The sequence below is a fragment of the Bacillus sp. V3-13 genome, assembly GCF_002860165.1.
Classification (GTDB): domain Bacteria; phylum Bacillota; class Bacilli; order Bacillales; family Cytobacillaceae; genus Bacillus_BJ.
Genome location: NZ_PGUZ01000078.1, coordinates 20,707 through 44,587, shown reverse-complemented (window position 1 = coordinate 44,587; position 23,881 = coordinate 20,707). Strand labels below are relative to the sequence as shown.

At 45.6% G+C, this 23,881-nt stretch carries 18 protein-coding genes and 1 other annotated feature; of the genes, 4 read left to right on the top strand and 14 right to left on the bottom strand.

Going from position 1 to position 23,881, the window contains the following annotated elements; translation table 11 throughout:
- Window positions 1-41: 41 nt before the first annotated feature.
- Together CU633_RS20790 and CU633_RS20785 are read right to left on the bottom strand one after the other, a co-directional pair.
- Window positions 42-1,397: a G5 domain-containing protein gene (locus CU633_RS20790; RefSeq protein WP_101662470.1), complete on the bottom strand. Its 1,356-nt coding sequence runs from the start codon at window positions 1,395-1,397 to the stop codon at window positions 42-44.
- Window positions 1,394-1,990, bottom strand: a complete 597-nt coding sequence (locus CU633_RS20785; protein WP_101662469.1) for a hypothetical protein — start codon at window positions 1,988-1,990, stop codon at window positions 1,394-1,396. Before CU633_RS20785 ends, CU633_RS20790 begins: the two co-directional genes overlap by 4 nt.
- A 156-nt stretch (window positions 1,991-2,146) precedes the next feature.
- Here CU633_RS20785 and CU633_RS20780 point away from each other — a divergent pair, with 156 nt between their 5' ends.
- The 3 genes from CU633_RS20780 to CU633_RS20770 are packed head-to-tail and all read left to right on the top strand — an operon-like array spanning window position 2,147 to window position 5,183.
- Window positions 2,147-2,638 (top strand): type IV pilus modification PilV family protein, encoded by a 492-nt coding sequence (locus CU633_RS20780; protein ID WP_101662468.1) that lies wholly within the window; start codon window positions 2,147-2,149, stop codon window positions 2,636-2,638.
- Window positions 2,622-3,203 (top strand): PilW family protein, encoded by a 582-nt coding sequence (locus CU633_RS20775; RefSeq protein ID WP_101662467.1) that lies wholly within the window; start codon window positions 2,622-2,624, stop codon window positions 3,201-3,203. The genes CU633_RS20780 and CU633_RS20775 overlap by 17 nt, the downstream gene beginning before the upstream one ends.
- 12 nt (window positions 3,204-3,215) lie before the next feature.
- Window positions 3,216-5,183 carry a hypothetical protein gene (locus CU633_RS20770; RefSeq protein WP_101662466.1) on the top strand — a complete coding sequence of 656 codons (1,968 nt, stop codon included), beginning with the start codon at window positions 3,216-3,218 and terminating at the stop codon, window positions 5,181-5,183.
- Between the two features lie 42 nt (window positions 5,184-5,225).
- Here the strand turns inward: CU633_RS20770 and CU633_RS20765 are convergent, their stop codons facing one another.
- The 4 genes from CU633_RS20765 to CU633_RS20750 form a co-directional block, all read right to left on the bottom strand.
- The gene (locus CU633_RS20765) at window positions 5,226-8,066 is read right to left on the bottom strand and encodes a VWA domain-containing protein (RefSeq protein WP_101662465.1); all 2,841 of its coding nucleotides are present in this window, start codon (window positions 8,064-8,066) and stop codon (window positions 5,226-5,228) included.
- A gap of 207 nt (window positions 8,067-8,273) precedes the next feature.
- Window positions 8,274-9,992 carry a sensor domain-containing diguanylate cyclase gene (locus CU633_RS20760; RefSeq protein ID WP_101662464.1) on the bottom strand — a complete coding sequence of 573 codons (1,719 nt, stop codon included), beginning with the start codon at window positions 9,990-9,992 and terminating at the stop codon, window positions 8,274-8,276.
- A gap of 96 nt (window positions 9,993-10,088) precedes the next feature.
- Window positions 10,089-11,390, bottom strand: coding sequence for a bifunctional folylpolyglutamate synthase/dihydrofolate synthase (locus CU633_RS20755; protein ID WP_101662463.1), 1,302 nt, complete (start codon window positions 11,388-11,390; stop codon window positions 10,089-10,091).
- An 83-nt stretch (window positions 11,391-11,473) separates the two neighbouring features.
- Entirely contained in the window at window positions 11,474-14,116 is a 2,643-nt protein-coding gene (locus CU633_RS20750; protein ID WP_374703396.1) for a valine--tRNA ligase, read from the bottom strand.
- Between the two features lie 60 nt (window positions 14,117-14,176).
- Window positions 14,177-14,409, bottom strand: a binding site (T-box leader).
- Between the two features lie 176 nt (window positions 14,410-14,585).
- Here CU633_RS20750 and CU633_RS20745 point away from each other — a divergent pair.
- Window positions 14,586-14,777, top strand: coding sequence for a hypothetical protein (locus tag CU633_RS20745; protein ID WP_101662462.1), 192 nt, complete (start codon window positions 14,586-14,588; stop codon window positions 14,775-14,777).
- Window positions 14,778-14,786: 9 nt separating this feature from the next.
- Here the strand turns inward: CU633_RS20745 and ysxE are convergent, their stop codons facing one another.
- The 8 genes from ysxE to hemA form a co-directional block, all read right to left on the bottom strand.
- The gene (gene ysxE, locus CU633_RS20740) at window positions 14,787-15,830 is read right to left on the bottom strand and encodes a spore coat protein YsxE (RefSeq protein ID WP_101662461.1); all 1,044 of its coding nucleotides are present in this window, start codon (window positions 15,828-15,830) and stop codon (window positions 14,787-14,789) included.
- A 154-nt stretch (window positions 15,831-15,984) separates the two neighbouring features.
- Entirely contained in the window at window positions 15,985-17,283 is a 1,299-nt protein-coding gene (gene spoVID, locus CU633_RS20735) for a stage VI sporulation protein D (RefSeq protein WP_101662460.1), read from the bottom strand.
- Between the two features lie 204 nt (window positions 17,284-17,487).
- Window positions 17,488-18,777 (bottom strand): glutamate-1-semialdehyde 2,1-aminomutase, encoded by a 1,290-nt coding sequence (gene hemL, locus CU633_RS20730; RefSeq protein ID WP_101662459.1) that lies wholly within the window; start codon window positions 18,775-18,777, stop codon window positions 17,488-17,490.
- Between the two features lie 33 nt (window positions 18,778-18,810).
- Window positions 18,811-19,785 carry a porphobilinogen synthase gene (gene hemB, locus CU633_RS20725; protein WP_101662458.1) on the bottom strand — a complete coding sequence of 325 codons (975 nt, stop codon included), beginning with the start codon at window positions 19,783-19,785 and terminating at the stop codon, window positions 18,811-18,813.
- Window positions 19,786-19,790: 5 nt separating this feature from the next.
- On the bottom strand, window positions 19,791-20,570 hold the full coding sequence (locus CU633_RS20720) for a uroporphyrinogen-III synthase (RefSeq protein ID WP_101662457.1): 780 nt from the start codon (window positions 20,568-20,570) through the stop codon (window positions 19,791-19,793).
- On the bottom strand, window positions 20,567-21,502 hold the full coding sequence (gene hemC / locus CU633_RS20715) for a hydroxymethylbilane synthase (RefSeq protein WP_101662456.1): 936 nt from the start codon (window positions 21,500-21,502) through the stop codon (window positions 20,567-20,569). The genes CU633_RS20720 and hemC overlap by 4 nt, the downstream gene beginning before the upstream one ends.
- A 16-nt stretch (window positions 21,503-21,518) precedes the next feature.
- Entirely contained in the window at window positions 21,519-22,352 is an 834-nt protein-coding gene (locus CU633_RS20710; RefSeq protein ID WP_101662455.1) for a cytochrome C assembly family protein, read from the bottom strand.
- A gap of 15 nt (window positions 22,353-22,367) precedes the next feature.
- Window positions 22,368-23,714 (bottom strand): glutamyl-tRNA reductase, encoded by a 1,347-nt coding sequence (gene hemA / locus CU633_RS20705; RefSeq protein WP_101662454.1) that lies wholly within the window; start codon window positions 23,712-23,714, stop codon window positions 22,368-22,370.
- Between the last annotated feature and the right edge of the window lie 167 nt (window positions 23,715-23,881).

The window sequence follows — 23,881 nt, the reverse complement described above, 5'->3', positions numbered from 1 at the left end:
CCTGATTCTTACACGATGTTGCCTGACTGACGTGAACCTGTTTATTTTACGGGTTCGTTCGACTGTCCCGATAAATCGCTTGCCGGCCCGCTGTTTGGCGGAGCTGCAGATTGGCCAGGTTGTCCGCTTCCGGCACCGGCTGCTGCAGAAGTGCCGGCCATGCTTTCTCCACCGTCAGCGGAAACACCGTCAACAGCTTCCGTTGCGCTTTCTGTATCGCCGGTTATCGGCTCGGGAGATTCCTCGACGATTAAACTGCGCAGCATTACTTGGTGAACAGGCGGGTAAAAGTCTTCCGCGACGAGCTCATCCTTGACCATTTTTCCATTTGGGCCTGAAACGGTCCGATATACCTTTACGACGGTTCCATCCTTGCCTTCAACGAGCGTTTTCGTCTGTCCGGGCGGAAGCTGGGCGCTGTATTGAACAATCGTTTTCGGCTTAAAAGTTTGTTTATCTTCGACTTTTACCGAGTAATCATCGGAAAATTGGGACCCTTTTAATGAAACGTATAATGCTGTTCCCATCATTCTAAACTCCAACTGGTAGACAAGGTCATTACGGTTGTTAAAAACGAAATCCATGTTCCTTTTTAAATCGATTTTCGCTTCATAGCCTGCTTCTGCGTATGCAGGAAGCTCCCTGCCGATATGGCGCTCAATGATTGGAAAATTCGTCGGCAGAACGGTTTGGTATATCGCAGATGCAATCATGCTTAACGCCGCTTCACTCCATTCTGAGGCGCTGCTGCCGTCCGCCGTTTTTATCATCGAAAAGGAGGAGTTTGCAGCAATTTCAATCGCCGCAAATTGTTCCGTCCACATCCGCAATTGTTCGAGCTGCACCTCGCCTGAAATCATTGTTTCGGAAATGACTTCACCTTGTTCAATTTCGGGCAAATAGCTTTCAATCTTGATGGTGTGTCCGCCTGTTTCAAGCATGGAAGCGAGGGCAGTTAAATCGGCTTGTAGCCTGGATATATCAAGCGCCCCGCTATCCTGTTCGTTCACACCGAGCGTTGAAAGTATTTCTGCCAATGATTTTTCATCTATCCGGACAATGGCATTGTTTCTTTTTCCCGATTGTGCCAGATTAACAGATTCCTCAAGGTCGAAATGGAACATCTTTAATTCTGCTTCAGCGACTTTTTCCCGATAATGAATGCGAAGTTTTGTGTTTTCTTCCCACTGCTTCTGCGCTGACGCGAGTTTTTTGATTGCTTCCCCGCTTGTCATTCCTGAAAGTTGAACTCCGGCGATCTCCGTATTTTGTCCGAACCCTTCAGCGGAGAAAACCCTGTCAATAGCAATTGATCCATAATGGGAAAAGCAATAAATATAAGCGGTACAAAAAAGCAGGGTGAAAAACAGCCTGGCTGTTGGCGAATTCCGTTTCATCGGCTTTCACCCTGCATCAAGTCGTTTTCTTTTTTATCAAAAATAAGTTCTTCGATTTCCGCCATGTAGGAAACACCTGGATTTTCTTCGATCACATCTATTTCCCCCGGCTCGGATTCTCTCTCATTAAGAAACTCATGGTCCTCTTGCAGTTCTTCTCTTCCCGCAGCAGCTTCTTGAACAGCAGGAATGCTGCCCCAATCCGCAATTCTATCATGATGCTCTGTCATATTTTGTTCCATGTGTTCAGTGCTGGCTGAAGCAGGGGTGCCTGAATTATCTCTGTTCTGCTCTTTATTATGTAAGCGCTCCGTGAAAGGTTGTTCGCTTTTAGCGCGGGCGGCAGAAACCGTGAAAATCGATAATTGCCATCTGCCCGCCCCTATATAAGCGAATATCGCTATCATGAGCACTAAAACGAGTGCTGTTTGCCACAGTTCAAACACTCTGTTTAGAGATTTACCAAAGAGAGCCAGCAAATATGCTGACAAAATCATGGTCATTTTACCCTTGTTCGTTAAGCCGAACGGCAAAAAATAAATGACCGGTATTAAGATAACAAGAGATACTGTTGCTAATAGAAAATGAGTCATCGCTTCACCCCTTTAAGCGGTAAAAAAGGACTGTATTAATATTTTCCCAGAATCTGCTTAAATCATGCTAAAACTGCTTATTTCGACTATTTAAGCCAAATATATCCTCCAAAATATTGTATAATAATAAAAGATATTTTGAAAGAAGGGGAATGGATGAACTTTAAAAAAATCGTGACAGATTCAGAAGGTTTCACATTAGTAGAAGTTCTTGCTTCCTTAACGATTCTTGGAATTATTTTAATAGGGTCCATGCAATTTTTTACCCAGGCATACAGCTATACAAATTTAAACCAAAAAAAGACCGCTGCGGTCAACGTAGCCCGCAATGCGCTGATGTTTTTCGAAAAAGAGAATTTTATTGAAATAAAAAAAAGCTTCGAAGACAACCGGGACGAAACGTTTACGATCCTGATTTGCAAGGATAAGTATGAAAAGTTTACAGAGGCACAAAGTCCTGCGCCCGGGTGTAGACCAATTACGGTTAATAATATCGAATATGATGTAACCGTTTCTCATTCAGACGAACAAAGCAGCGATTATAAAAGCCATTTTATTCCGGTCACCGTCCGGGTTGAATGGACTGCAGGCGGCGCCCCAAAGGAAACTGAAATTGAAGGAGTTATCAAAAGTGAAGATATCCGATGAAAGAGGGTTCACTTTATACGAATTGCTTGCTGTATTAGCGATATCTTTTATTGTTTTGCCTGTTATATATGGAGTCTTTTCATCGGGATTAAAGCTGTACAACAAGATTCAAGTTGAAGGCCAGCTGAGGGATGATGCCGATTACGCGGCTACGGTGGTGATGAATACCTTTTATTCGTTCCCGTTTGATTATGTGAAAGACTGCGGTGACAACTGTGTTGAGCTTGTTGATGGGACATATACACAAATCGCAAAGGCCGGCAGCGGGGAAAATATTTTTTACTCGGTCGATCAGCAGGCAAAATACAATGACAGTCTGCCAGCTCCCGAGAATCCAAGAGTGATACAACTTATTGAAAAAAACGGCCGGCAAATAATTGAGGTAAACGGGAAAGAGATTGAGTCGGCCGCAGATTTCGCAAAATCTTCGATCACTGTTTCATGCAATGAATATATCGATTCATCCGAAAATGCATGCGGAAAAGGAGTCATTAGCCTCGATTTGTTTTTGGATCATGACAGACTCAGCACACCATTAAACTTGAAAAGTGAGTTTGGATTTTAAAGGGGGAAGACCATGACAAAGAACGAAGCTGGTAACACACTGATTACGGTCTTGCTTGTTTCCCTCGTTTTTACGATTCTTGGATTATCGATTGTCGCCGCTTCGATTGGCGGGGCAAAGCGGGTTGAAACGCGGGAAAGCGATCTGAATTTAACGTATGGTTCTGTCAAGGTGATCGAAAAAATGGTTGCCGATTTAGCCGCTTCCACAGACACGATAGAGTTGGACAGGGATCATATCGGAGACATCGATAACGCACTTCAGCAAGAATTGCTGGACCTCATAAAAAAATACAAAGATGAACCATTTATTGACTGTTTAACGATCATTGATGTCAGCCGGTCACCTGGGATTAATCTTAATCCTTCCTGTCCAAACGAAGAAGCGCTCGATAGTCATTTTGCGATTGAAACAGATAAAGACTTTACGAGGGCATATGAAATGATCCTGACTGTGAAAAATCCCGTTGAAACAGAAGGAGACGTGGCAAGAACGCTGAGGAAACGAATTATTCTTTCCCCCCTGCCAAGCTTTCTTAAATACGCTGTCGGCTCTCATTCTGACGGGAAAGATAAGGGATTATTTCTGAACGGCTCCGCCAATATTGTTGGCAATGTCTATGCGAACCAGCTATCGATTGATAAAGAAGCGAACTACCAAAAACGCGATCAAACATGGGCCAGGCAAGCCACACCGCTGACATCTGTAAATGGAGATTTTTACAGCAGTACGGCAAACCTTTTGCCGCTCATCAAACGGGAAAATTTCTATAAAGAAGCGGCTCCCGGGCTCAAGCATGACAGCCAGTTTGTTAACATCCATTTCGAACAGACCTTCACCGACAGGACAAATGAGATGCTTGAAAACAGTACGCTGCAGGCGAGGCGTGCTGCGGATGGCTCCTCCTTCAGTGACGATTTACGGGATGATATCGACAATTATCAGCTTTTTACAACGACTATAGCTGGCGACGGCAAAGTCGAAAAGGTTGAGAAACAGTCCAATCCGCTTTCATTGCTGGGAGAATCGATTGAACCTCTTGAAGAAAGCTATCGCATCGAAGCGCGGGATAAACCGCTGAGATTTAAAGAAGACATCAAGCTAACCGGAGATGCAGTTGTAATGAGCACAAATGCACCGATCACATTCGAAGGAAAACTCGTCGTTTCCGGGGATCTTTACTTAGTCAGCTATAAAGATCTTACCTTGCTGGATGATGTCTATGTTGCAGGCGATATTCACATCATTAATCTTGACGGCAGGCTCGCAGCAGAGAAAATGATCGTTTCTTCCGACTCTGTGAGGATTGAATCATCCGCGGACAACAGCAAGGATTTAGAGGCGAAAGGATTAACACTGAACGGAGACATGGTTGCCGGCAAAGACCTTCGTGTCAAGGCGGCCGATACGGCGATCCAATTTAACAAAAATATCTTTGTCAATAAGGCGATAAGGATCAGCGGAGACGAAAATGATAATGGCCGCGAAAACGATGAAGTCGTGTTTGATTCGGTTATCTATGCCGGCGACACGGCACATTTATCAAATGTCAATATTTTAGGTGCTGAAGATAATAAAAAACAGCTCATTCTTATCGTCAAAAATGAACTGCTGATCACGAGGATGAACGAGTTTAATAATTTTAAAAATTCCCGCGAAAGCGCACCTCCTTATTTGCCGGACGAAGAGAAAGAAATCCAGCCTCTTAAAGCGTTTTTTTACACTGATAAAAAGGCGGAGCTTTATGGAGTGGGATCCCTTTTTTATATCAATGGCGGGATTTTCGCCAGGGAAAGGCTCGAGATCAATGCTGTCCGCGGAAAAGTGAAATCGATCGAACGGTTAAGATTCACCGACCAAAACGGTCAATTGTCGCGATTTATCGTCGATTATAACCAGGACGTTTTATTGGAACGGATTGACGGATTGCCGATTGTCGAGCAGCTGCAAATTTTCTCCGATCAGCTGATCATTGAATAAATTCACAGCAAAAAGCTGGCTCATCACCTGAGCCAGCTTTTTCTACCATCGGCCCGCTCCCTCCGATCCGCTATTTCCGCCGTCGCCGTCGACCGTCACTTCAAATAATGCAGATGCCTGGGGCTTTTTGCCGGTCCGCTGTTCTTCTGCCCTCGCCGTTACATTTGAGTAACCGATCTCTTTCCCGACTAAATACCATCTCCCGTTTTCAAGGACCGCCGCCACTTTATTGCCCATTTCGGATGTTACGAGCTCAATGCTTTTCCCGGTCGCATTTTCCGGATTAAAAATAAGCAAATCGGTTACAGCGATTTTTTCATTTATGCCGATTTTAAAGACCGCTTTCCTGAACTTCAACTCTTCAAGAGCAATATACGGATCCTTCACGATAATCGGCACCGTCACAGCAATACCGGAACCGTCCTTCGCGCGAACCGTCAACACGGTCCGGCCTTCCAATCGTCCAAAGAGATGGTGATCCCCGGAAAAGTCCGCTATTGAACGATCCGCTATCTCCATTTCCAGCTGCTGATTGGATGCGTCTGCAGGCCCAATATTGACGGTGAAGGCGATGGTTTTTCCCGTTTCAATTTCGATCGGATTTGGTGCGACAGTCATCGAATCAATCTGTTTTTGAATTGTGATCGTTTTGATCACCTCGCAGCCTGGTATCGCGAAGCCGCCCTCCGCTTTTACTTTTACCTTGTTCAATCCAGAAGCTGTAACCGGTATTGTATCTTGAGGTGAAAACCCGGTCCAGTCTGTATTCCCGTTAACATTTTCAATCGAGTAATAATACCTGGCTCCTTTGCCGGCTACTAAATGGACTAAATTCATATTGATATTTTCGTTGCTGGCCATCCCGTCTTCATAGGTTTCGCCTGAATTGATTCCTGTGAATCGATAGTCCGGGGCCAAATACATATTCACTTTTTCGTTATCGAAATAAGTGATTTCAACTACCCTGTTTGCTGAACCGGGTTTAAAAATCATTTCCTTGATAGGTTTATTTTTTAATCCGTAATCGTTTGGAAACTCGGTTATGCCGAGCCTTCTCCCATTTTGCGACAAATCTGTCTTTGTAATAATCCCCGCGGCATCACCATCATAAGCATTGGCAGGGAATTCATGAAGCCTGACCTTCATATTAATGACCTGGTTGGAGGCCGTGATGGTAGTCTGCTGGTCCCCAAAGCGGCTGTCGGTGTACTGCAGATGGGCAAGCGGCATTTTGACATTGCTGACAGCCCACTCTGCCTTTAGATTCAACGCGGCAATCAATTTCTCCGGTCTAAAAGAGCCGCTGCTGTAGTGGATATTGTCCGCAACACTGATTCGTGCCGCCGGTCTCCCCTCAAATATAAAGTTCTCGACTCCTTCTGACGGAATCAATGTAATGCCGTCAGGGAGCGGCTGAATCAATTTGATATTGCTTAACGATCCGCTAACAGTGCTGTTGACCAAACCGTTCGGCTCCAAAGAATACTCAACCTTAAACTCGTTCGTTCTGTCTGCCGAACCTGTTACCTTGATTAGATGATCTGGAGAATTGACCGCCCCGGTTATGTCCATCGTGCCTTTGAAACCAGGGGGTGCATCCGCTTTGACTTCCAACGTAACTGCAGGATGCGGGACGACAATTACTTCCCCTGAAAGATTGGTATATTTAAGTTTTATGTTATCAAACGTATATGTGCCGGTTTCGGAAAAGTCCAGCGGCAATGATAGGTCGAGCGGCTGGGGAGTGCCCTGGTTGACCGGGTAATTAAAATTGAATTTTAAGCTTGCCAAATTTCCTTCGACGCGGGCATTGGAACCTTCCGGGACGATGACTTTTCCGGCAAACTTGCCAATATCAACAAGCACCTCGCCGCTGATTGAAGGAGAGTCAATATCCGCCGAGATATCCCGGAATACAGATGCGATTGTTTCCTGCGAAGCTTGTCTTGCTGTCACTCCTGTAATTGCCGAAAGCTCGCGCAAATAGCCGATATCCACTTCTGTTTGATTTCCAAAACCGATTGAAAAAAGTTTAATATTTTGTTTCGCCAGGTTTTGCGCCGCATTGAGAGCATGCCTTCTTATCGCGTTGACAGCTTTATCCTTTCCCGGCCGCAAATCATACTCAATTCCTTTCGCTTCAAAAAAAGCTCGATACCCGGTATAAGGTTTCAGGCCGTACAGTTCATAGTTTACAGTTACTTCCCCGGTAATCTTGTTATCAGTTTCCCGGCAAAACCAGTCAAAAAAGTAACACTTTTTTTCATTATAGGTCACCGTTTCCCGCGAACTCGAAACAGTCGGTTCCCCGTCTGTCATAAAAATGATGTACTTATTGTTACTGCCGCCGCCGAACATATCCATGGCACTTTCAAACGACTGGGTGTAGTTCGTTCCGCCAACTGCCGTTAAGCTTTGCGCCGTTTCATTGATAAGGTCCAAGCTTTCACGCGGATGATTTGGAGAAAAATAAACCATTTTCCCCAATTCAACGGCGCTGCTGAAAGGAATAAAGGCAAAACGGTCATTCGGCCCCGCTTGTTCTTTAAAAAAGCGGACTGCTTCATCCATTGCATTTTTTGCACTTTGGAACTTGGCGGGATTGCGCCCGGCTTCATTCATTGAACCGGATTTATCAAAAATAAACACGACATCAATCGGCTCCCGGTTCGCGTTTGTTGTGCTGCCTTTAGGGATTAAATGCATATTCAGGCTGCCGTTTGCATTGCCTGTTTGCGGTTTGACAATTTCAGCCTGTGAAGGAGTAACCTGATAGTCGATAGAAGGACCGTTTTCCACGTTTGCGGATGCATGGTTTGGAAGATTTAAAATAAATATTAAGATCATTGCCATAAGAATCGTGAAAATTTTAGCATTGCTCATTTCATTCGCCTCTTCCAATTCCGTCTTTTTTCCTAATCACTCTTTTCTATTATTATACCAATTTACCTATCTGTGCCAATGAAAAATCTGATGCTTTTTGTAAAATTTTCTGTATTTAAACGGTAACAGATTCGCAGTTATTGCTGCCTTTTTTAAAAACAAAAAAACACCACAGCCCGGGCAGCTATGGCGTTCTCCACAAAGTTTTTATTTCACATATTCGGCGACGCGGTTGCGGCCGGCTCTTTTCGCTCCGACGTATAAAGCCCTGTCGGCATGGCGGATGAGGGAAAGGGGATCTTCCGCTTCCTGAGGCGCGGTGGCAACGCCAATTGAAACAGTGATTCTCACCATCATTTTTTTGCGGTCGCTGTCAATATTCTGCTTTACAATAAACGGCCGATTGGCAATCATTTGCCTGACCAGTTCAGCAAGTTCAAGAACTTCTTCTTTTTCTTTGTCCGGCAATAAAATGACAAATTCCTCACCACCGTACCGGGCAACAGTGCCTTGCTCCCCTACTAAACTAGTTAACCTTGCGGCAAGCTCAATTAAAATTTCATTTCCGCTCTGGTGTCCGTATGTATCATTGACCATTTTGAAATGATCAATATCGAGAATGATCAATGAGAGGATACTCCGTTTAAACTCATGCAGCTTTTCAAATTCGCTCCGGAGCAGCCCGTCAAAATATCGGTAGTTATATAGCTTCGTAAGGGCACAGCGCTCACTCTGAGCCTTTGTTTCTTCAAAGTGCTTGGCGTTTTCCACAGCAATCGCAAGATGCGAGCATAAAATATCGGTAATCATCAGCTGTGATTTTTCAAAAGCCCGCTTTCGCCGCGAAGCAAGAACTAAAATACCGGTTACGTTGTTGTTCCGGACGATCGGAACGCTCAGGATACTCTCGGCGTGCTCTGGCAAGTACCCTTGCGTGTACTTTTCCCACTCCTTTCTTGAGTTGAACAACACGGTTTTTCTTGTTGACCAAACATGTCCGCTAATTCCTTCATCTTTCTTTAAAGGCCGCACATTTTTTGATTCCAGTATTCCATTTTCAAATCTTCGTAACAGCCGAAGTTCGTTTTCATCGACTACTTCAAGAATATAAGCATAATCGACGGGCAGCATCCCTGTCAGTCTCTGGATGAACAAATCGAGCACTTCTTCGACATGGAGCTGTTCGGCAAGCTGATGGCCGATCTCGGTCGCTTTTTGCAAGTAATCATTTATTTTTTCACTTGAATAATAGAGATGTAAAATGATCGATAAGCTGGCAAAAGGAACGCCGACAAACAGCAATGAAAGCATACCGACCTGCTGGTAGAGAATATAAAGGAGCAGGCCAATCGGAAAAGTGATTAAGGAAGTGACCGCTTCCCAGATGAAGTCCTTTCCGAAGAACGAATGCTTCCGGCCATAAAGCAAAAACAAAATAAACGTTAACACGACCTGGTTCAAGGTAAAATAACTGCCCGCATAAATGACGGTCAAAAGCAGCGACTTCGGCTCGTTGACAAGGTCTATGCCTTGCGAGCCGCCAATTCCGTAGTAAATCAGGCCGGCTAAGAAAGAGACGAGGAAAAACATCAGTGAATTCAGCGGCAGGCGGAACAGCTCGTCCTTCCTGATCCGGATCCGAATCAGTAAAACGACGACTGCGGCCTGCATCATCACCATTTCTGCAAACAATCCGAACGTTAAAAAGACAGCAAGCGATACCCATTGAATCAAGAAGACCGGCGTATTGTTGATAATCATTGGCATGGCCGCAACAGCCGCCGTTAACAGTAAAAATCCCGCCAGTTCCCATTGATGCCCTGAAAAGCGCGGAGGATAAAATTGATACGTTAACCAGATGCCAAAGGGAACAATAAACAACCAGCATAGCCAAATTGTCCGTTTTTGCGTCAGTGTTAATACCATTGTTTATCCCCCCTCAATTTAACTCAGGAAAAAAGTCACATTTTTATAAATATTTTATCAAATTTTGAATATTATATCATACTTGTTTCTCATTTTTTATATAAGTTTTTTTAAAAATGGCTTTATTTCCGATAAAAAATAAAGAGATCCTGTCAGCACCAGCATCTCTCCTCCTTCCAGGGAAGGAATTGTTTCTTCTAGAAATATTCGCCAATCACTGGCGATTTCCCTTTTCGGAGACAGGCTGTGATTATACAATTCTTCAGCAGTTGCCGCCCTTGGAAAATCAAAGCCGGTAAAAACTGTCCGGTCAGCTGCGCTGTCAATATGGTCAAGCATTCTGTCCAACTTTTTATCTTTCAGGGCCGCAAACAAGACAATTTTTTTTCGGCTGCTATAGCGGCTTTTCAATTCTCTTGCAAGCGCGGCAACTCCTTCTTCATTATGGGCCCCGTCCATGACGATCAAGGGGCTGTCTGAAATGATTTCAAAGCGGCCCGGCCAGCTTGCCTTTTTCAAACCGGCGCGGACGGCGGATTCTTCGATTCCGAATGCAAAAAACTGATTGAGAATTTGCGAAGCCATAATCGCCAGTGCCGCGTTTTCAGTTTGATGCTTTCCGATCATGTGAATCTCAACATTCTCGAAATCCTTAAACAATGTACGAACCGTAAACAGTTCCCCTTTTGCGATGGATGTATGGGAGGTGATCGCAAATTCGGATCCGAGCTGATAAAACGGCGCTTTCATTTCCTTAGCAGCTTGTTTGATTACTTTGATCGGTCCGTCCTGGGTTACAGCGGTAATGACTGCTGTTCCTTTTTTGATAATTCCCGCTTTTTCTGCGGCAATTTGTTCATGCGTTTCGCCAAGGATGCTTGTATGGTCGAGGCCGATGCTTGTAATAACGGAAAGCAGCGGGTTGATGATATTTGTCGAATCAAATCTTCCGCCGAGGCCGACTTCATAAATGACAACATCCACACGGTTGATTTTTGCAAAATAATACATCGACATTGCCGTGATCACTTCAAACTCTGTCGGTCCGCCCATACCGGTATGTTCGAGCTCTTCCGCTAAAGGAAAAATCGCATTGGCCGCCTCGAGCAAATCCTCGTTGCTTATCGGCGCGCCATTGACACTGATCCGCTCATTAAAGTGCTCAAAGTAAGGGGAAGTAAACGTGCCTACTTGAAAGCCGGCTTCCTGTAAAATGGAGCGAAGGTAAGCGACTGTAGAACCTTTCCCGTTCGTTCCGCCGATGTGGATCGTTTTCAGCCTTCTGTCGGGATATTTCAGCTTCTCCATCATCCACTCCATTCTTTTCAGTCCCGGCTTGATGCCGAGCCTGAGGCGGCCGTGGATCCAGGTTAACGCTTCGTCATATGTATGAAACATATTTTTTGCACCTCTTGTAGTAAAAGCTTAAAGACGAACCCTCCTGCGGATTCGCCTTCAGCTCTATATTTTTCCGGAAATAGTTATTCTCCTGATAATTCTTTAATCCGGGATTGGACTGCTTCCCTTTTTTCTAGATAATCTTTTTCTTTCGCGCGTTCTTCGTCAATTACTTTTTGCGGAGCCTTTTTGACGAATCCTTCATTGCCAAGCTTCTTTTGAACCCGTTCAACTTCCTGGTTCAGTCTGGCGAGCTCTTTTTCAAGTCGGGCGATTTCTTCGTCAATATTGATGAGCCCTTCAAGCGGAAGAATGATTTCCAGTCCGGAAACAACCGCTGTCATCGCCTTGTCAGGTGTTTCGGGCTCCAGTCCCGCCAGCAGCTCTTCCGGATTGCAGAATCGTTCAATATAGGCCCGGTTTTTTTCGATAACCTGTAAAGTTTCTTCGTTTTTCGCCTTTAGTATCATCTTAACCTTTCTGCTCATTGGGGTGTTTACCTCAGCGCGAATGTTTCGGACAGCGCGGATGATCTCAACGAGCAGCTTCATTTCCGCGGCAGCCTGCTGGTCAGTGAATTCCTCCCTTGCCTTTGGCCACTCGGCTGTTGTAATTGATTCACCGCTGTGCGGCAGGTTTTGCCAAATTTCCTCTGTAATAAACGGCATAAACGGATGGAGGAGGCGCATCGTTTGATCCAGTACATACGCGAGAATCGAGCGCGTTGTTTTCTTCGCTGCCTCGTCTTCCCCATACAATGGCAGCTTTGCCATTTCAATATACCAATCACAGAAATCATCCCAAATAAAGTTGTAAAGCACCCGTCCCACTTCACCAAATTCATAGCGGTCAGACAAGCGGGTTACCGTTTCAATCGTTTCATTTAACCTTGTCAGGATCCATTTATCCGCGACCGACTTTTCTCCGCCCAAATCAATTTCCTGAACAGAAAGACCGTTCATGTTCATTAATGCAAAGCGGGAAGCATTCCAGATTTTGTTGGCAAAGTTCCAGGTCGCTTCAACCTTCTCGATGCTGAAGCGCAAGTCCTGGCCAGGTGAGCTTCCCGTTGCCAGGAAGTAGCGGAGCGAATCGGCCCCGTACTGGTCAATGACATCCATCGGGTCAACACCGTTTCCGAGCGATTTACTCATTTTCCGGCCCTCGGCATCGCGTACAAGTCCGTGGATCAGCACATCTTTAAATGGCCGCTCGCCTGTAAATTCAAGCGCCTGGAAAATCATCCGCGACACCCAGAAGAAAATAATATCATAGCCGGTTACTAATGCTGCAGTTGGATAATAGCGCTTGAAATCGGCGGCATCCGCGTCAGGCCAGCCCATCGTCGAAAACGGCCATAATGCCGAGCTGAACCATGTATCAAGGACGTCCTGATCCTGTTCCCAATTTTCAATATCTGCAGGCGGTTCATGGTCAACATGGACTTCGCCTGTTTCTTTATGGTACCAGGCCGGAATCCGGTGTCCCCACCAGAGCTGGCGTGAAATACACCAATCGCGGATGTTTTCCATCCAGTGCAGGTATGTTTTTTCAAATCGGTCCGGAACAAAATAAACTTTGTTCTTCTTGTTTTGCAGGGCAATCGCTTCATCTGCAAGAGGCTGCATTTTAACAAACCACTGTGTGGACAGATACGGCTCGACAACAGCGCCGCTCCGCTCTGAATGGCCGACAGAATGCAAATGCTCTTCAATTTTAAAGAGAACGCCCTGCTCCTGAAGGTCCTTCACGATTTGCTTCCGGCATTCAAAACGGTCCATCCCTTCATATTTGCCGGCTCGTTCGTTCATCGTGCCATCCTCGTTCATGACAAGCACCCGTTCAAGTCCATGGCGGTTGCCGATTTCAAAGTCATTCGGATCATGGGCAGGAGTGATTTTCACTGCACCTGAACCAAATTCCATATCGACATAATCATCGCCGACAATCGGAATCTCGCGGCCGACAATCGGCAAAATCACCGTTTTCCCGATTAAGTGCTGATAGCGCTCATCTTCCGGGTGGACCGCAACAGCCGTATCGCCGAGCATCGTTTCCGGGCGGGTTGTCGCGATTTCGATATGCCCGGATCCGTCAGCAAGCGGGTATTTCATATGATAAAACGCACCTTGGACATCTTTGTAAATCACCTCTATATCGGATAGGGCTGTTTTCGTCGAAGGGTCCCAGTTAATGATATATTCGCCCCGGTAAATCAAGCCTTTCCTGTAAAGAGATACAAATACTTCGCGAACCGCTTTTGATAAGCCTTCATCCAATGTGAACCGCTCGCGGCTGTAATCGAGCCCGAGACCGAGCTTGGACCATTGCTGGCGGATATGGTCTGCATACTCTTCTTTCCAGCGCCACGTCTCGGCGACGAATTTCTCACGTCCTAAATCATAGCGGCTCTTTCCTTCGTTTCGCAGCTTTTCCTCCACTTTCGCCTGGGTCGCAATACCGGCGTGGTCCATCCCCGGCAGCCAGAGGACATCATAGCCCTGCATTCGTTTCATTCTCGTTAATATATCTTGAAGCGTCGTATCCCAGGCATGGCCCAAATGCAGCTTCCCTGTTACATTTGGCGGGGGTATAACAATTGTGTAGGGCTGTTTTGCCTCATCATCCTTTGCTTCGAAATACTTACCCTTAAGCCACCATTCGTAACGGCCCTGTTCAGTCGACTTTGGATCGTATTTCGTCGGCATCGTTAATTCCTGATCCATCAATCTCATCCTTTCTGCAAGTGCAATTTTTTCAAAGAAAACAAAAAACTCCATTCGCCTTAAAAGGACGAATGGAGTAACTTTCGCGGTACCACCTTTTTTCCAAACAGCAAAAAACTGATTGGCTCTCACTGAAATAACGGATTCGCTCCGTCTGCCGCTACTGAATTTGATTCGTTCACGGAAGAAGCTCAAGGGCGACCTTCTGATGTGCAAGCTGGGAGCCTCGCAGCGAATGGCTCTCCTCTCTTAAAGCTGCAATCGATCATACTCTTCCCTGTCTTTGCTTATTTTTTATGCGATTTATATTAGTTATAGTACGAAAAAAGGGGAATTACGTCAATATTATTGACCATCTTTTTTATCCGATATACTCTTTGGCTAAAATTTAATGGATGTCACGCAAGTATGGGTGTTTACATAAAATAATGGTATTAGAAATGGAGTGAAATTAAAGGGGTGAAATTGATTGAGAAGGAAGTACAGCCCTTATACTTTACCGCCCTGGCTAAGAAACCTCAGAAATATTTGCGCGCAGTTTATCATACCGGTTTCCGTCTTTCAGGGAATTCGGACGTTCTTTATCCCAACTACCTTTGATGTTCTGCTATTGGCTGTTTTGATTTTATTGGCCATCGCTTTTCATTATGATTTAATCTAAATGGAGCCCTTAAGAATTGTTTTCCTGGGCTCCTTCTTTTTCCTGCTTTTTTTGCCTCTCGATTTCATCGATTCGCATCACGACATATTCTGTATTTTTCAAATGCCAAAAATGGCGCTGCAATTGTTGCACAAGCTTTCGTTCTTGTTTTCTCGTTGTTTTTTGAAAATAATGTACGGCTGTCCGGATGATTTGTCCAGGGTAGGCAAGATAGCTCAAAAAAAGCAGCATTTCATCCTCTTTGAAAGGGAAGTATTTAAAATAGCTGTATACCCAATCGATGCAATCATTGCATTGCCTCGGGTGCGTTTTTAAAGCGCGCGATAGAAACGGCAGCAAATCATGCGCCGGCGACCCGGGCCGGGACTGTTCAAAATTAATAAAATAGCCATAACCACGGTTATCAAATAAAAAATGTTCGATCGAAACTTTACCGTGAATGAGAACGATCCTTGCTTTTTCATTGTCCTTTGTTTTCTCATGCCACTCTTCAAGCTTTCGCTCAGAAAAACGTAAAGCCTGGCTAATTTCATGATAATACAGGCAAAACATTAACTCAAACGGGGACATATACTGTTTTTTCTCGCATTGGTCAATAAAATCGTCTAAAAACTCTTTATCTTTTCCCCATAGCTGCACAGTCGTTTCGTAATGTTCGTTCCGCTCTTCGCTTGTGATTTTGATGTCCTTCACAGATAATGTATGCATTCTGGCCAGCTCCCGAAACATCTGCTGGTGCTTCTCGAACTGATTTTCCCTTTCTTCGTTCGGAAGCCACGGCATTAAATAATAGAGCACATTTTTATGCAAAACGGCATAGCGGCCATCTGTTGCAGGATATATCGGCACAATCCGGTTATAGCCTTTTTGGTACAAAAAATGTACATGCCTGACAAAATCAGTCCTGTTCGAAAGGGAAATTTTCTTCAGTGCAAAGGTCCCTTTGTCTGAATAAACTTTTTGAATGCTGCCGAAATCTTCAACGAAATACGGTTTGACCGCGTAGCTTTTTAAAATTGGCGAAATTGATTTCAGCCGGTCATCATCGCTCATTATGATCACTCTCTTTCAAACCTCTCAAGCCTTGAATGACAGCTCGAGCACAAAGGGAACGGTACATACATAAGGAAAGCGGAGGCAAAAACCTTTTACCGTCCGCTCCAACCTTTTAAAATTGCGTACCGACAAACAAAGCCGCCTGCTGTTTTTAACGCTTTCCTGCCATTGCAGCGGGAATGTATAAAACCTGGCCTTCATAAATATCCTGATTTGCCTCTAAATGATTAACCCGCAAGAGCGTGCCGGTCGATACATCATAACGCTCGGCAAGCGAGTCGATCGTATCACCATGCTGTACGATACATATCTTTAACTTGGTCAGCTCTTCTTCTTCTTCTTTTCTTGCGAAAAACTCGGTTAATGACATACTTTTCTTTTTTGAACCCTTTTTCTTTTTCACCTGGCTATCTTCCGGGGTTTCGTTCTCCTCTGCCTCCTCTGTTGCTTCAGCCTGTTCTTCCTGTTTGGGCGGAGCTTCCTGGGCGTTTTCCGGCTCCTTTGCCTCCCCAGCTTCTTCGGTCTCCTTGTATTCGGCAAGTTCTTCTGTTGACGGGGCTGTATATTCACTCCGCTGGGCAGAAAAAGATATCTCCGGAGCTTTTTCGACTTGTGGGCTCTCCCCGGTTTTTTCAGCCGCAGGCTGCTCCATTTCCTGAACAGCAGCAGTCTCCGGCTGTTTTCTTGCTTCAGCCTCAAAAGGCTCATATAAATCTGCCTCTTCTTTTTCAGCGGCGGTTTTTACATCGTCTGCCGGATCGGACGCGAACCGCAGGACGGGTTCCTGCTTCTCTTCAGCGGCTTTGGCCTCCCGGACTGGTTCAAGTTTTTTCCGGCCCGGTTCGGACTGCTGCGTCACGTCTGGCCGCTCCAGCTTAGCTTCAGGTAACAATCCCGATTCCTGCTCTGCAAACACTGGCTGACTCTGTTTCGTGTCAGCGTGCGGGAAAAAAGGATACGGCACTGGTCTCAGCACTTCGTACTCCGTATCGATTTCTTCCTCAACAGGGCTTGTTTGCTGCTCACCGTACAGCCCGGATATGGTTAAATCCGCTGTCAGTTTCATGCAGCTTCTTTCCGGGAATAAATAATCAAACGAATCAACTTGAATATCAATATCAAACACACTTTGAATCCGGTTATTGGGAATGGTAATGTCTACCGGGAAACGGTGTATAAATTCACAAATGCCTTCCTCCCGCTCTTCGATCCCGTGGACAAATTTTGCTCCAGTTATCTCATCGCCATTGTCTGCCGCCGCTTCCTCATGCTTTTTATATTCTCCTGACAATTCCAATGAGCCGCGAATCGTCACATATTGTTCGTTTTCCTGGATCGTTATATTCGGGTCGAGCGAAACCGAAATAAGCTCGGCGACTTCCTGTCCTTTTTGGAACCATAACGACTCTTCCAAAGAAAATCGCAAAAACGACTGATTCCCCTGAGACAAAGCAATTCCTCCTTTCGTCCTCCTTCGAAATATCAACAATGTCACTATCACATTATGAATCGAACATTTTTTTTATGATAAGATTTAGCTGGCGGAGAAAATCAAAACGCCTGGATTGTTGTCAAATCCAGGCGTTTTGATTCGTTTTTCTTATTCTGTTGTTCATCCTGCCAAAACATCACAATTTAGCCCACTGTGCTGACATTACCCCTTAAGCTTTGAAAAAGCCTGTTCGGCAGCACTGATTGTCTTCGCTATATCTTCATCGCTATGGGCGGTTGACAAGAAAAGGCCTTCAAATTGTGATGGCGGTAAAAATATTCCCTGCTCCGCCATTTCCCGGTAATACGCTGCAAAATAGTCCAGGTTTGACGTTTTCGCTTTTTCATAATTGATGACTTCCTCATTGGTAAAAAAGAATCCAATCATCGAACCGGTCCGGTTTATCGTATGCGGGATGCCACGCTTTTCGGCGGCTGCTGACAAGCCTTCCTCAAGCTGGTCCGCTTTCCGTTCAAACTCCTGATAAGATTCAGGTGTCAACTGGCTTAACGTTTCAAGGCCTGCTGTCATCGCCAGCGGGTTTCCCGATAAAGTTCCAGCCTGATAAATAGGTCCGCTCGGCGCGATTCGTTCCATAATTTCAACCTTGCCGCCGTAAGCCCCGACCGGAAGTCCCCCGCCGATCACTTTCCCGAGACAGGTTAAGTCAGGTGTGACACCGTAGTAACCCTGGGCACAATGATAGCTGACGCGGAAGCCCGTCATTACTTCATCAAAAATTAGTAAAGCACCATATTGTGTTGTAAGCTCACGGAGCCCTTCTAGAAAGCCGGGCTGCGGCGGAACTACACCCATATTGCCGGCAACCGGCTCAACGATCACACCTGCGATATCCTCGCCAAATTGCTTAAATGCCGCCGTTACGCTGTCAAGATCATTATAAGGCACCGTAATCGTGTTCCGGGCAACCCCTTCAGGAACACCTGGGCTGTCAGGCAGCCCGAGGGTTGCAACACCGGAACCGGCCTTTATTAGCAATGAATCGCCATGGCCATGATAGCAGCCTTCGAATTTAACAATCTTGTTCCGACCAGTATAGCCGCGGGCTAAACGCAATGCACTCATCGTTGCTTCCGTGCCCGAGGAGACCATGCGCACCATTTCAATCGACGGGACACGATCGATGACGAGCTTTGCCAGTTCATTTTCAATCAGTGTCGGTGCGCCAAAGCTTGTTCCATGCTCGGCAACCTTTTTAAGCGATTCAATTACCCGGTCGTTTGAATGGCCCAGAATTAACGGCCCCCATGACAGAACATAGTCGATATATTCATTGCCATCGATATCGTAAATTTTCGAGCCTTTCCCGCCTGCCATAAAAATCGGATCCATATTCACCGATTTAAATGCGCGGACCGGGCTGTTGACTCCTCCCGGCATAAGCTTCCTGGCTTCTTCAAAAGCCGCAGCCGATTTTTGATAAGAACGCATCGCTATCCCTCTTTTCATTAGGTTGGAAGTGGTTTACTCCTTAAGCCAGCGTGCAGCATCCTTTGCGTGATACGTGATGATCAGATCCGCTCCGGCACGCTTCATGCCTGTTAACATTTCCATTACAATATTTTTTTCATCGATCCAGCCATTTTGCGCAGCCGCTTTGACCATTGAATACTCTCCGCTGACGTTATAAATAACCATTGGGAGATTAATATTGTTTTTTACGTCCCTTAATATATCTAAATACGGCATGCCAGGCTTGACGATCAGAAAGTCGGCACCCTCGATTAAATCGGATTCCGCTTCCCTTAAAGCTTCAAGCCTGTTGGCCGGATCCATCTGGTAGGATTTCCTGTCACCGAACTGCGGAGTGCTTTCGGCAGCCTCACGGAACGGGCCATAGAAAGCGGACGCATATTTTACGGCGTAAGACATGATCGGCACATCTATAAACCCTGCTTCATCGAGCCCTGCCCGTATCGCAGCAACAAAGCCGTCCATCATATTGGACGGGGCAATGATGTCAGCGCCGGCCTTTGCCTGGCTGACTGCGGTTTGCACAAGCAGCTCAAGGGATGGATCGTTTAAAACCTTTCCGTTCTCAATCACTCCGCAATGGCCATGGCTCGTGTATTCGCATAAACACGTGTCAGCAACAATAACGATATTAGGGAAACTTTTTTTAATTAAGCGGGTTGCTTCCTGGACAATTCCATGGTCGTGATAGGCTCCCTGCCCGCACTCATCTTTTTCAGCCGGAATTCCAAACAAGAGCACAGATTTAATGCCGAGTGAAACGATTTCTTTCATTTCTTCTTCGAGCCTGTCCAAAGACAAATTAAACACACCTGGCATTGAAGAAATTTCTTTTTTTATATTGTTTCCTTCTATGATAAAAAGCGGGTAAATCAAATCTTCCAAACGCAAAAAGTTTTCGCGGACGAGTTCGCGCATCGCAGCTGTTTGGCGCAAGCGGCGATGACGGTTAAATTGCAGATTCATGATTATTAACCTCCTGATCTTAAATATGCAGCCAAATTGTTTACCATTTCCTGAACCGTATAGGTGTCAGGCATTACATTTACGGTGAGGCCATAAAACTCGGCCCTTGCCTTTGTCACCGGTCCGATACAGGCAACCAGGCAATCCTTCACACTCTCCTTCAGGCCTTCAACTTCTGCCGTTTCAAAAAAGTGGTCAACGATCGAAGGACTCGTAAAAGTCAAAACATCAAGTCGCTTCCCTTTGATCATCTCGGTTAGCAGGCTGCGGCTTGCCGGAGGTAAAAACGTTTCATAGATGATCAGCTCATCGACAACCGCCCCTGCTTCCCGCAGCGATGCCGCAATGTACTCGCGGGCAAGATTCCCCTTCGGCAGCAAAATCTTCCCGCCGCCTTCCAGCAATGGCAAAAACTCTTTTACAAAAGCTTCCGCTACATACTCGCCCGGAGTAAACGCGGCTTTGAGTCCCTTTTCAAGAAGCTTCTGCCTCGTTTTTTCGCCAATCACCGCAATTTTGGGGAAGGATTCGCTTTGTAAATCCGGCAAAAAAGAAAAAAATGTCTCGACCGTAATGCTGCTTGTAAAAATAATCCAATGATAAGTATGCAAGTTTTCAAATGCTTTTACTAGTTGTCCGGATTTTTCAACAGCCTTAAACTCAATAAGAGGGATTTCCACCGGAATCCCTCCATACCTTCTGACAAGATCCGAAAATGAACTTGCCTGTTTTTTCGATCTTGGGATTAAAACGGTTTTTCCTTGCAACGGGAGGGGAGCACTCATTGCTGGTCAAGCTCCCTTTTCACCCGGTCGATTAAATCTTTTGCACCTTGTTCAACCAGCTTTTCCGCAGCCAATACCCCGAGCGTTTCTGGGTCCTGTCCCTTCACCTGTTCTTTATAAATCGTTTTGCCATCAGGTGATGCGACAAGCGCCGTTAAAACAATGGCACCGTCTTCGGCGGCTGTGGCATAGCCGGCAATCGGCACCTGGCAGCCGCCCTCCATCTTATCGAGAAAAGCCCGTTCAGCGCGAACCGTTCTGGCCGTTTCCGGACTGGTAAACTTATCAAACAGGGCACGAAGTTCTGAATCCGACTCCCGGCATTCAATGGCAAGCGCACCCTGGCCGACAGCCGGAACGCAAAGTGCGGGATCCAAAAACTCGGTGACTGCATCTGTTGCCCAGCCCATTCTTGCCAAACCGGCAGCAGCCAAAATAATCGCATCATATTCTTCCGTATCCAGCTTGCCAAGCCGCGTATCGATATTGCCGCGAATCCATTTAATCTCAAGGTCGGGCCGCGCTGCGAGGAGCTGTGCGCTTCTGCGCAGGCTGCTCGTCCCGATTACCGCCCCCGGCCTCAATTCGGCGAGGGGCAGGCGGCTTTTTGAGATCAACACATCCCGTGCGTCTTCACGTTCCGGAATACAGCCGATTGTAAGGCCGTCAGGAAGGACAGCCGGCATATCTTTCATGCTATGCACAGCCATATCAATGTCCCCGTCGATCATCGCCTGCTCGATCTCCTTGACGAAAAGGCCTTTCCCGCCTACTTTGGAAAGCGTGACATCCAAAATCCGGTCACCCTTTGTGACGATTTCCTTCACTTCAAAATCGAACGCGGGATCAATCTGCTTTAATTGATCAATCACCCAATTCGTTTGTGTTAACGCGAGCTTGCTCCGTCTTGAACCGACTATAATTTTTCTCATGACTGCCTCCTAAAAATCACGTATTCCAAAAATGAAAAGAAGATAATTGCCCGAACAGGAAAAAGTTAATTAAGACGATTAAAAATGATGCGACGTTCCAGAGCGCGAGCGATTTGCCAAACTTCCCTTTTGCGACGCGCTGGTACAGGTAGATGCTGTAAGCGGCCAGGACAACGAATGAGCCAATTACCTTGGCGTCAAACCAATGCATATCAGGTACTTTAATATAGGCCCACTGCACGCCAAGAATAAGCCCCAGTATCAGCATCGGTACGCCAATGACGTTCAATACGTATGACATATGCTCCAATCTTGATAAATCGGCAATCCGCATCAAGCGTTTGCCCCATTTTTTCCGCTTCAGCAAATCGTATTGAATCAAATACAGAAGCGAGAATACAAACGAAAGAGAAAACGCCCCGTATGACAAAATCGCCATCGTAATGTGGATTAACAGCAGTTCTGATACGAGCTGCCGGGCAATTATTTCTGATTCATATTGGATCGGCATGAATGTATGAATCGCCATAATAATAAACCCCAATATATTGGCGAAAAAAACGATAAAATCAACGCGCAACAAGCGGTTAATCGCCAATGACAAAGTGATCAGCACCCATGCATAAAAATAAAGGCCTTCGAAAATCGTCAGAACCGGGAACCGGCCCGTTTTCAGCATATATAAAAACAGAAATGAAGTTTGCAAAACCCATACAAATGCAAGTAACCAGAAGGCTGCTTTATTTGCCTTCCGGTTATGGTGAAGAAAATCAATAAAATATAAAAGCACGCTTAAGGCATACAGAACAATCGTCAGTTCGTGCAGCCGAGTCATATAGATGTCAAACATAATCAGCACCCTCTCTTATGATTGAAAGGAAGCCTCCGTTGAATGAACGTTAACCTTTTCTTTATCGGCCGCTTTCATTTCTTGCTGCCCGGCAACAAGCTGTTCAATGTTAAAAATCTTAATAAATAAGTCAAGTGCCTGATCGGCATCAGGCTGCGAGGCCAGTTCCTTCGCCTGCAAAATAGGATCCTTTAAAAGCTGGTTGATAATGCTCTTCGTATGCTTATTCAGTACCTTTATGTCCCGTTCTGACAAATCCGGAAGCTTTCTTTCGAGGCTCTGCATCGTTTCAGCCTGGATCGCGAGCGCTTTTTCGCGAAGCGCCGAAATAACGGGAACGACTCCAAGCATCTTCAGCCACTGCTTGAATTCAACGATTTCCGCCTCAATCATCAGCATGATCTTTTCCGCTGCCTTCTGGCGCTCTTTTAAGTTGGATTCAACAATTCCTTCAAGATCGTCAATATCGTAAAGGAAAACATCTTCCAACCCGGCAAGACCCGGATCCAAATCGCGCGGAACAGCAATATCCACCATGAATAATGGCTTGCCTTTGCGCATTTTTTGAACCTGGAGCATTTGCTCTTTTGTGACGACAAAGCCATTTGCCCCGGTTGAACTGATTAAAATATCCGCTTCGATGAGGGCGCATTGCAACTCCTGGAGCGTTTTTGCCTGGCCGGAAAAGCGGTTGGCCAGATTTGCGGCCTTTTCAAAGGTCCGGTTAATAACCGTTACTTTACTGGCACCGTTAGCATGCAGATTCTGAATGGCGAGTTCGCCCATTTTTCCTGCACCGAGCACAAGAACATGCTTATTCTCAAGAGAGCCGAAAATCTTCCTGGCAAGCTCCACGGCTGCATAGCTGACTGAAACAGCATTTGCACCAATATCGGTTTCAGCGTGGCCGCGTTTGGCCACAGTCACAGATTGTTTGAAAAGCTGGTTAAACACCGTTCCAATCGTGTTTTCTTCCTGCGCGAGCAGAAAGCTGGAACGCACCTGTCCCAGTATTTGTGTCTCGCCAAGAATCATTGAGTCCAAGCCGCATGAAACCTTGAACAAATGCTCAACCGCCCCATCTTGTTCATAAATAAACAAGAACGGTGAAAATTCACTTTGTTCGATTCCAAACCACTCCGACAAAAATTCTTTTATATAATAGCGGCCAGTATGTAGCTGGTCGACAACTGCATATATTTCAGTACGATTGCAGGTGGAAACAATCACGTTTTCGAGAATGCTCTTTTTCTCTTTTAGGGATTTCATCGCCTCACCGAGGTCCGGCTGGTTAAACGTTAATCGCTCCCGAATTTCGACAGGGGCCGTTTTATAGTTAAGACCGACAACTAAAATATGCATGTTTTATTTCCACCCCCTAAACTAAACAAAATTGCATAGAAAACTAATATTATTATAACATGTCCAGTTTCGATGTTCCTGCTAAAAATGTGAACAGAAAACGAAATAAGTATGGTAACATAGAAAAGCGGAATAAGCTATTCATGCTTGCTTATGGTTCATTTCAT

Bases quoted from the DNA above. Each gene is read 5' to 3' on its own strand.
- CU633_RS20790 (WP_101662470.1), bottom strand. From the start codon at position 1,397: ATGAAACGGAATTCGCCAACAGCCAGGCTGTTTTTCACCCTGCTTTTT.
- CU633_RS20785 (WP_101662469.1), bottom strand. From the start codon at position 1,990: ATGACTCATTTTCTATTAGCAACAGTATCTCTTGTTATCTTAATACCG.
- CU633_RS20780 (WP_101662468.1), top strand. From the start codon at position 2,147: ATGAACTTTAAAAAAATCGTGACAGATTCAGAAGGTTTCACATTAGTA.
- CU633_RS20770 (WP_101662466.1), top strand. From the start codon at position 3,216: ATGACAAAGAACGAAGCTGGTAACACACTGATTACGGTCTTGCTTGTT.
- CU633_RS20765 (WP_101662465.1), bottom strand. From the start codon at position 8,066: ATGAGCAATGCTAAAATTTTCACGATTCTTATGGCAATGATCTTAATA.
- CU633_RS20760 (WP_101662464.1), bottom strand. From the start codon at position 9,992: ATGGTATTAACACTGACGCAAAAACGGACAATTTGGCTATGCTGGTTG.
- CU633_RS20755 (WP_101662463.1), bottom strand. From the start codon at position 11,390: ATGTTTCATACATATGACGAAGCGTTAACCTGGATCCACGGCCGCCTC.
- CU633_RS20750 (WP_374703396.1), bottom strand. From the start codon at position 14,116: ATGGATCAGGAATTAACGATGCCGACGAAATACGATCCAAAGTCGACT.
- ysxE (WP_101662461.1), bottom strand. From the start codon at position 15,830: ATGAGCGATGATGACCGGCTGAAATCAATTTCGCCAATTTTAAAAAGC.
- hemL (WP_101662459.1), bottom strand. From the start codon at position 18,777: ATGCGTTCTTATCAAAAATCGGCTGCGGCTTTTGAAGAAGCCAGGAAG.
- hemB (WP_101662458.1), bottom strand. From the start codon at position 19,785: ATGAATCTGCAATTTAACCGTCATCGCCGCTTGCGCCAAACAGCTGCG.
- CU633_RS20720 (WP_101662457.1), bottom strand. From the start codon at position 20,570: ATGAGTGCTCCCCTCCCGTTGCAAGGAAAAACCGTTTTAATCCCAAGA.
- hemC (WP_101662456.1), bottom strand. From the start codon at position 21,502: ATGAGAAAAATTATAGTCGGTTCAAGACGGAGCAAGCTCGCGTTAACA.
- CU633_RS20710 (WP_101662455.1), bottom strand. From the start codon at position 22,352: ATGTTTGACATCTATATGACTCGGCTGCACGAACTGACGATTGTTCTG.
- hemA (WP_101662454.1), bottom strand. From the start codon at position 23,714: ATGCATATTTTAGTTGTCGGTCTTAACTATAAAACGGCCCCTGTCGAA.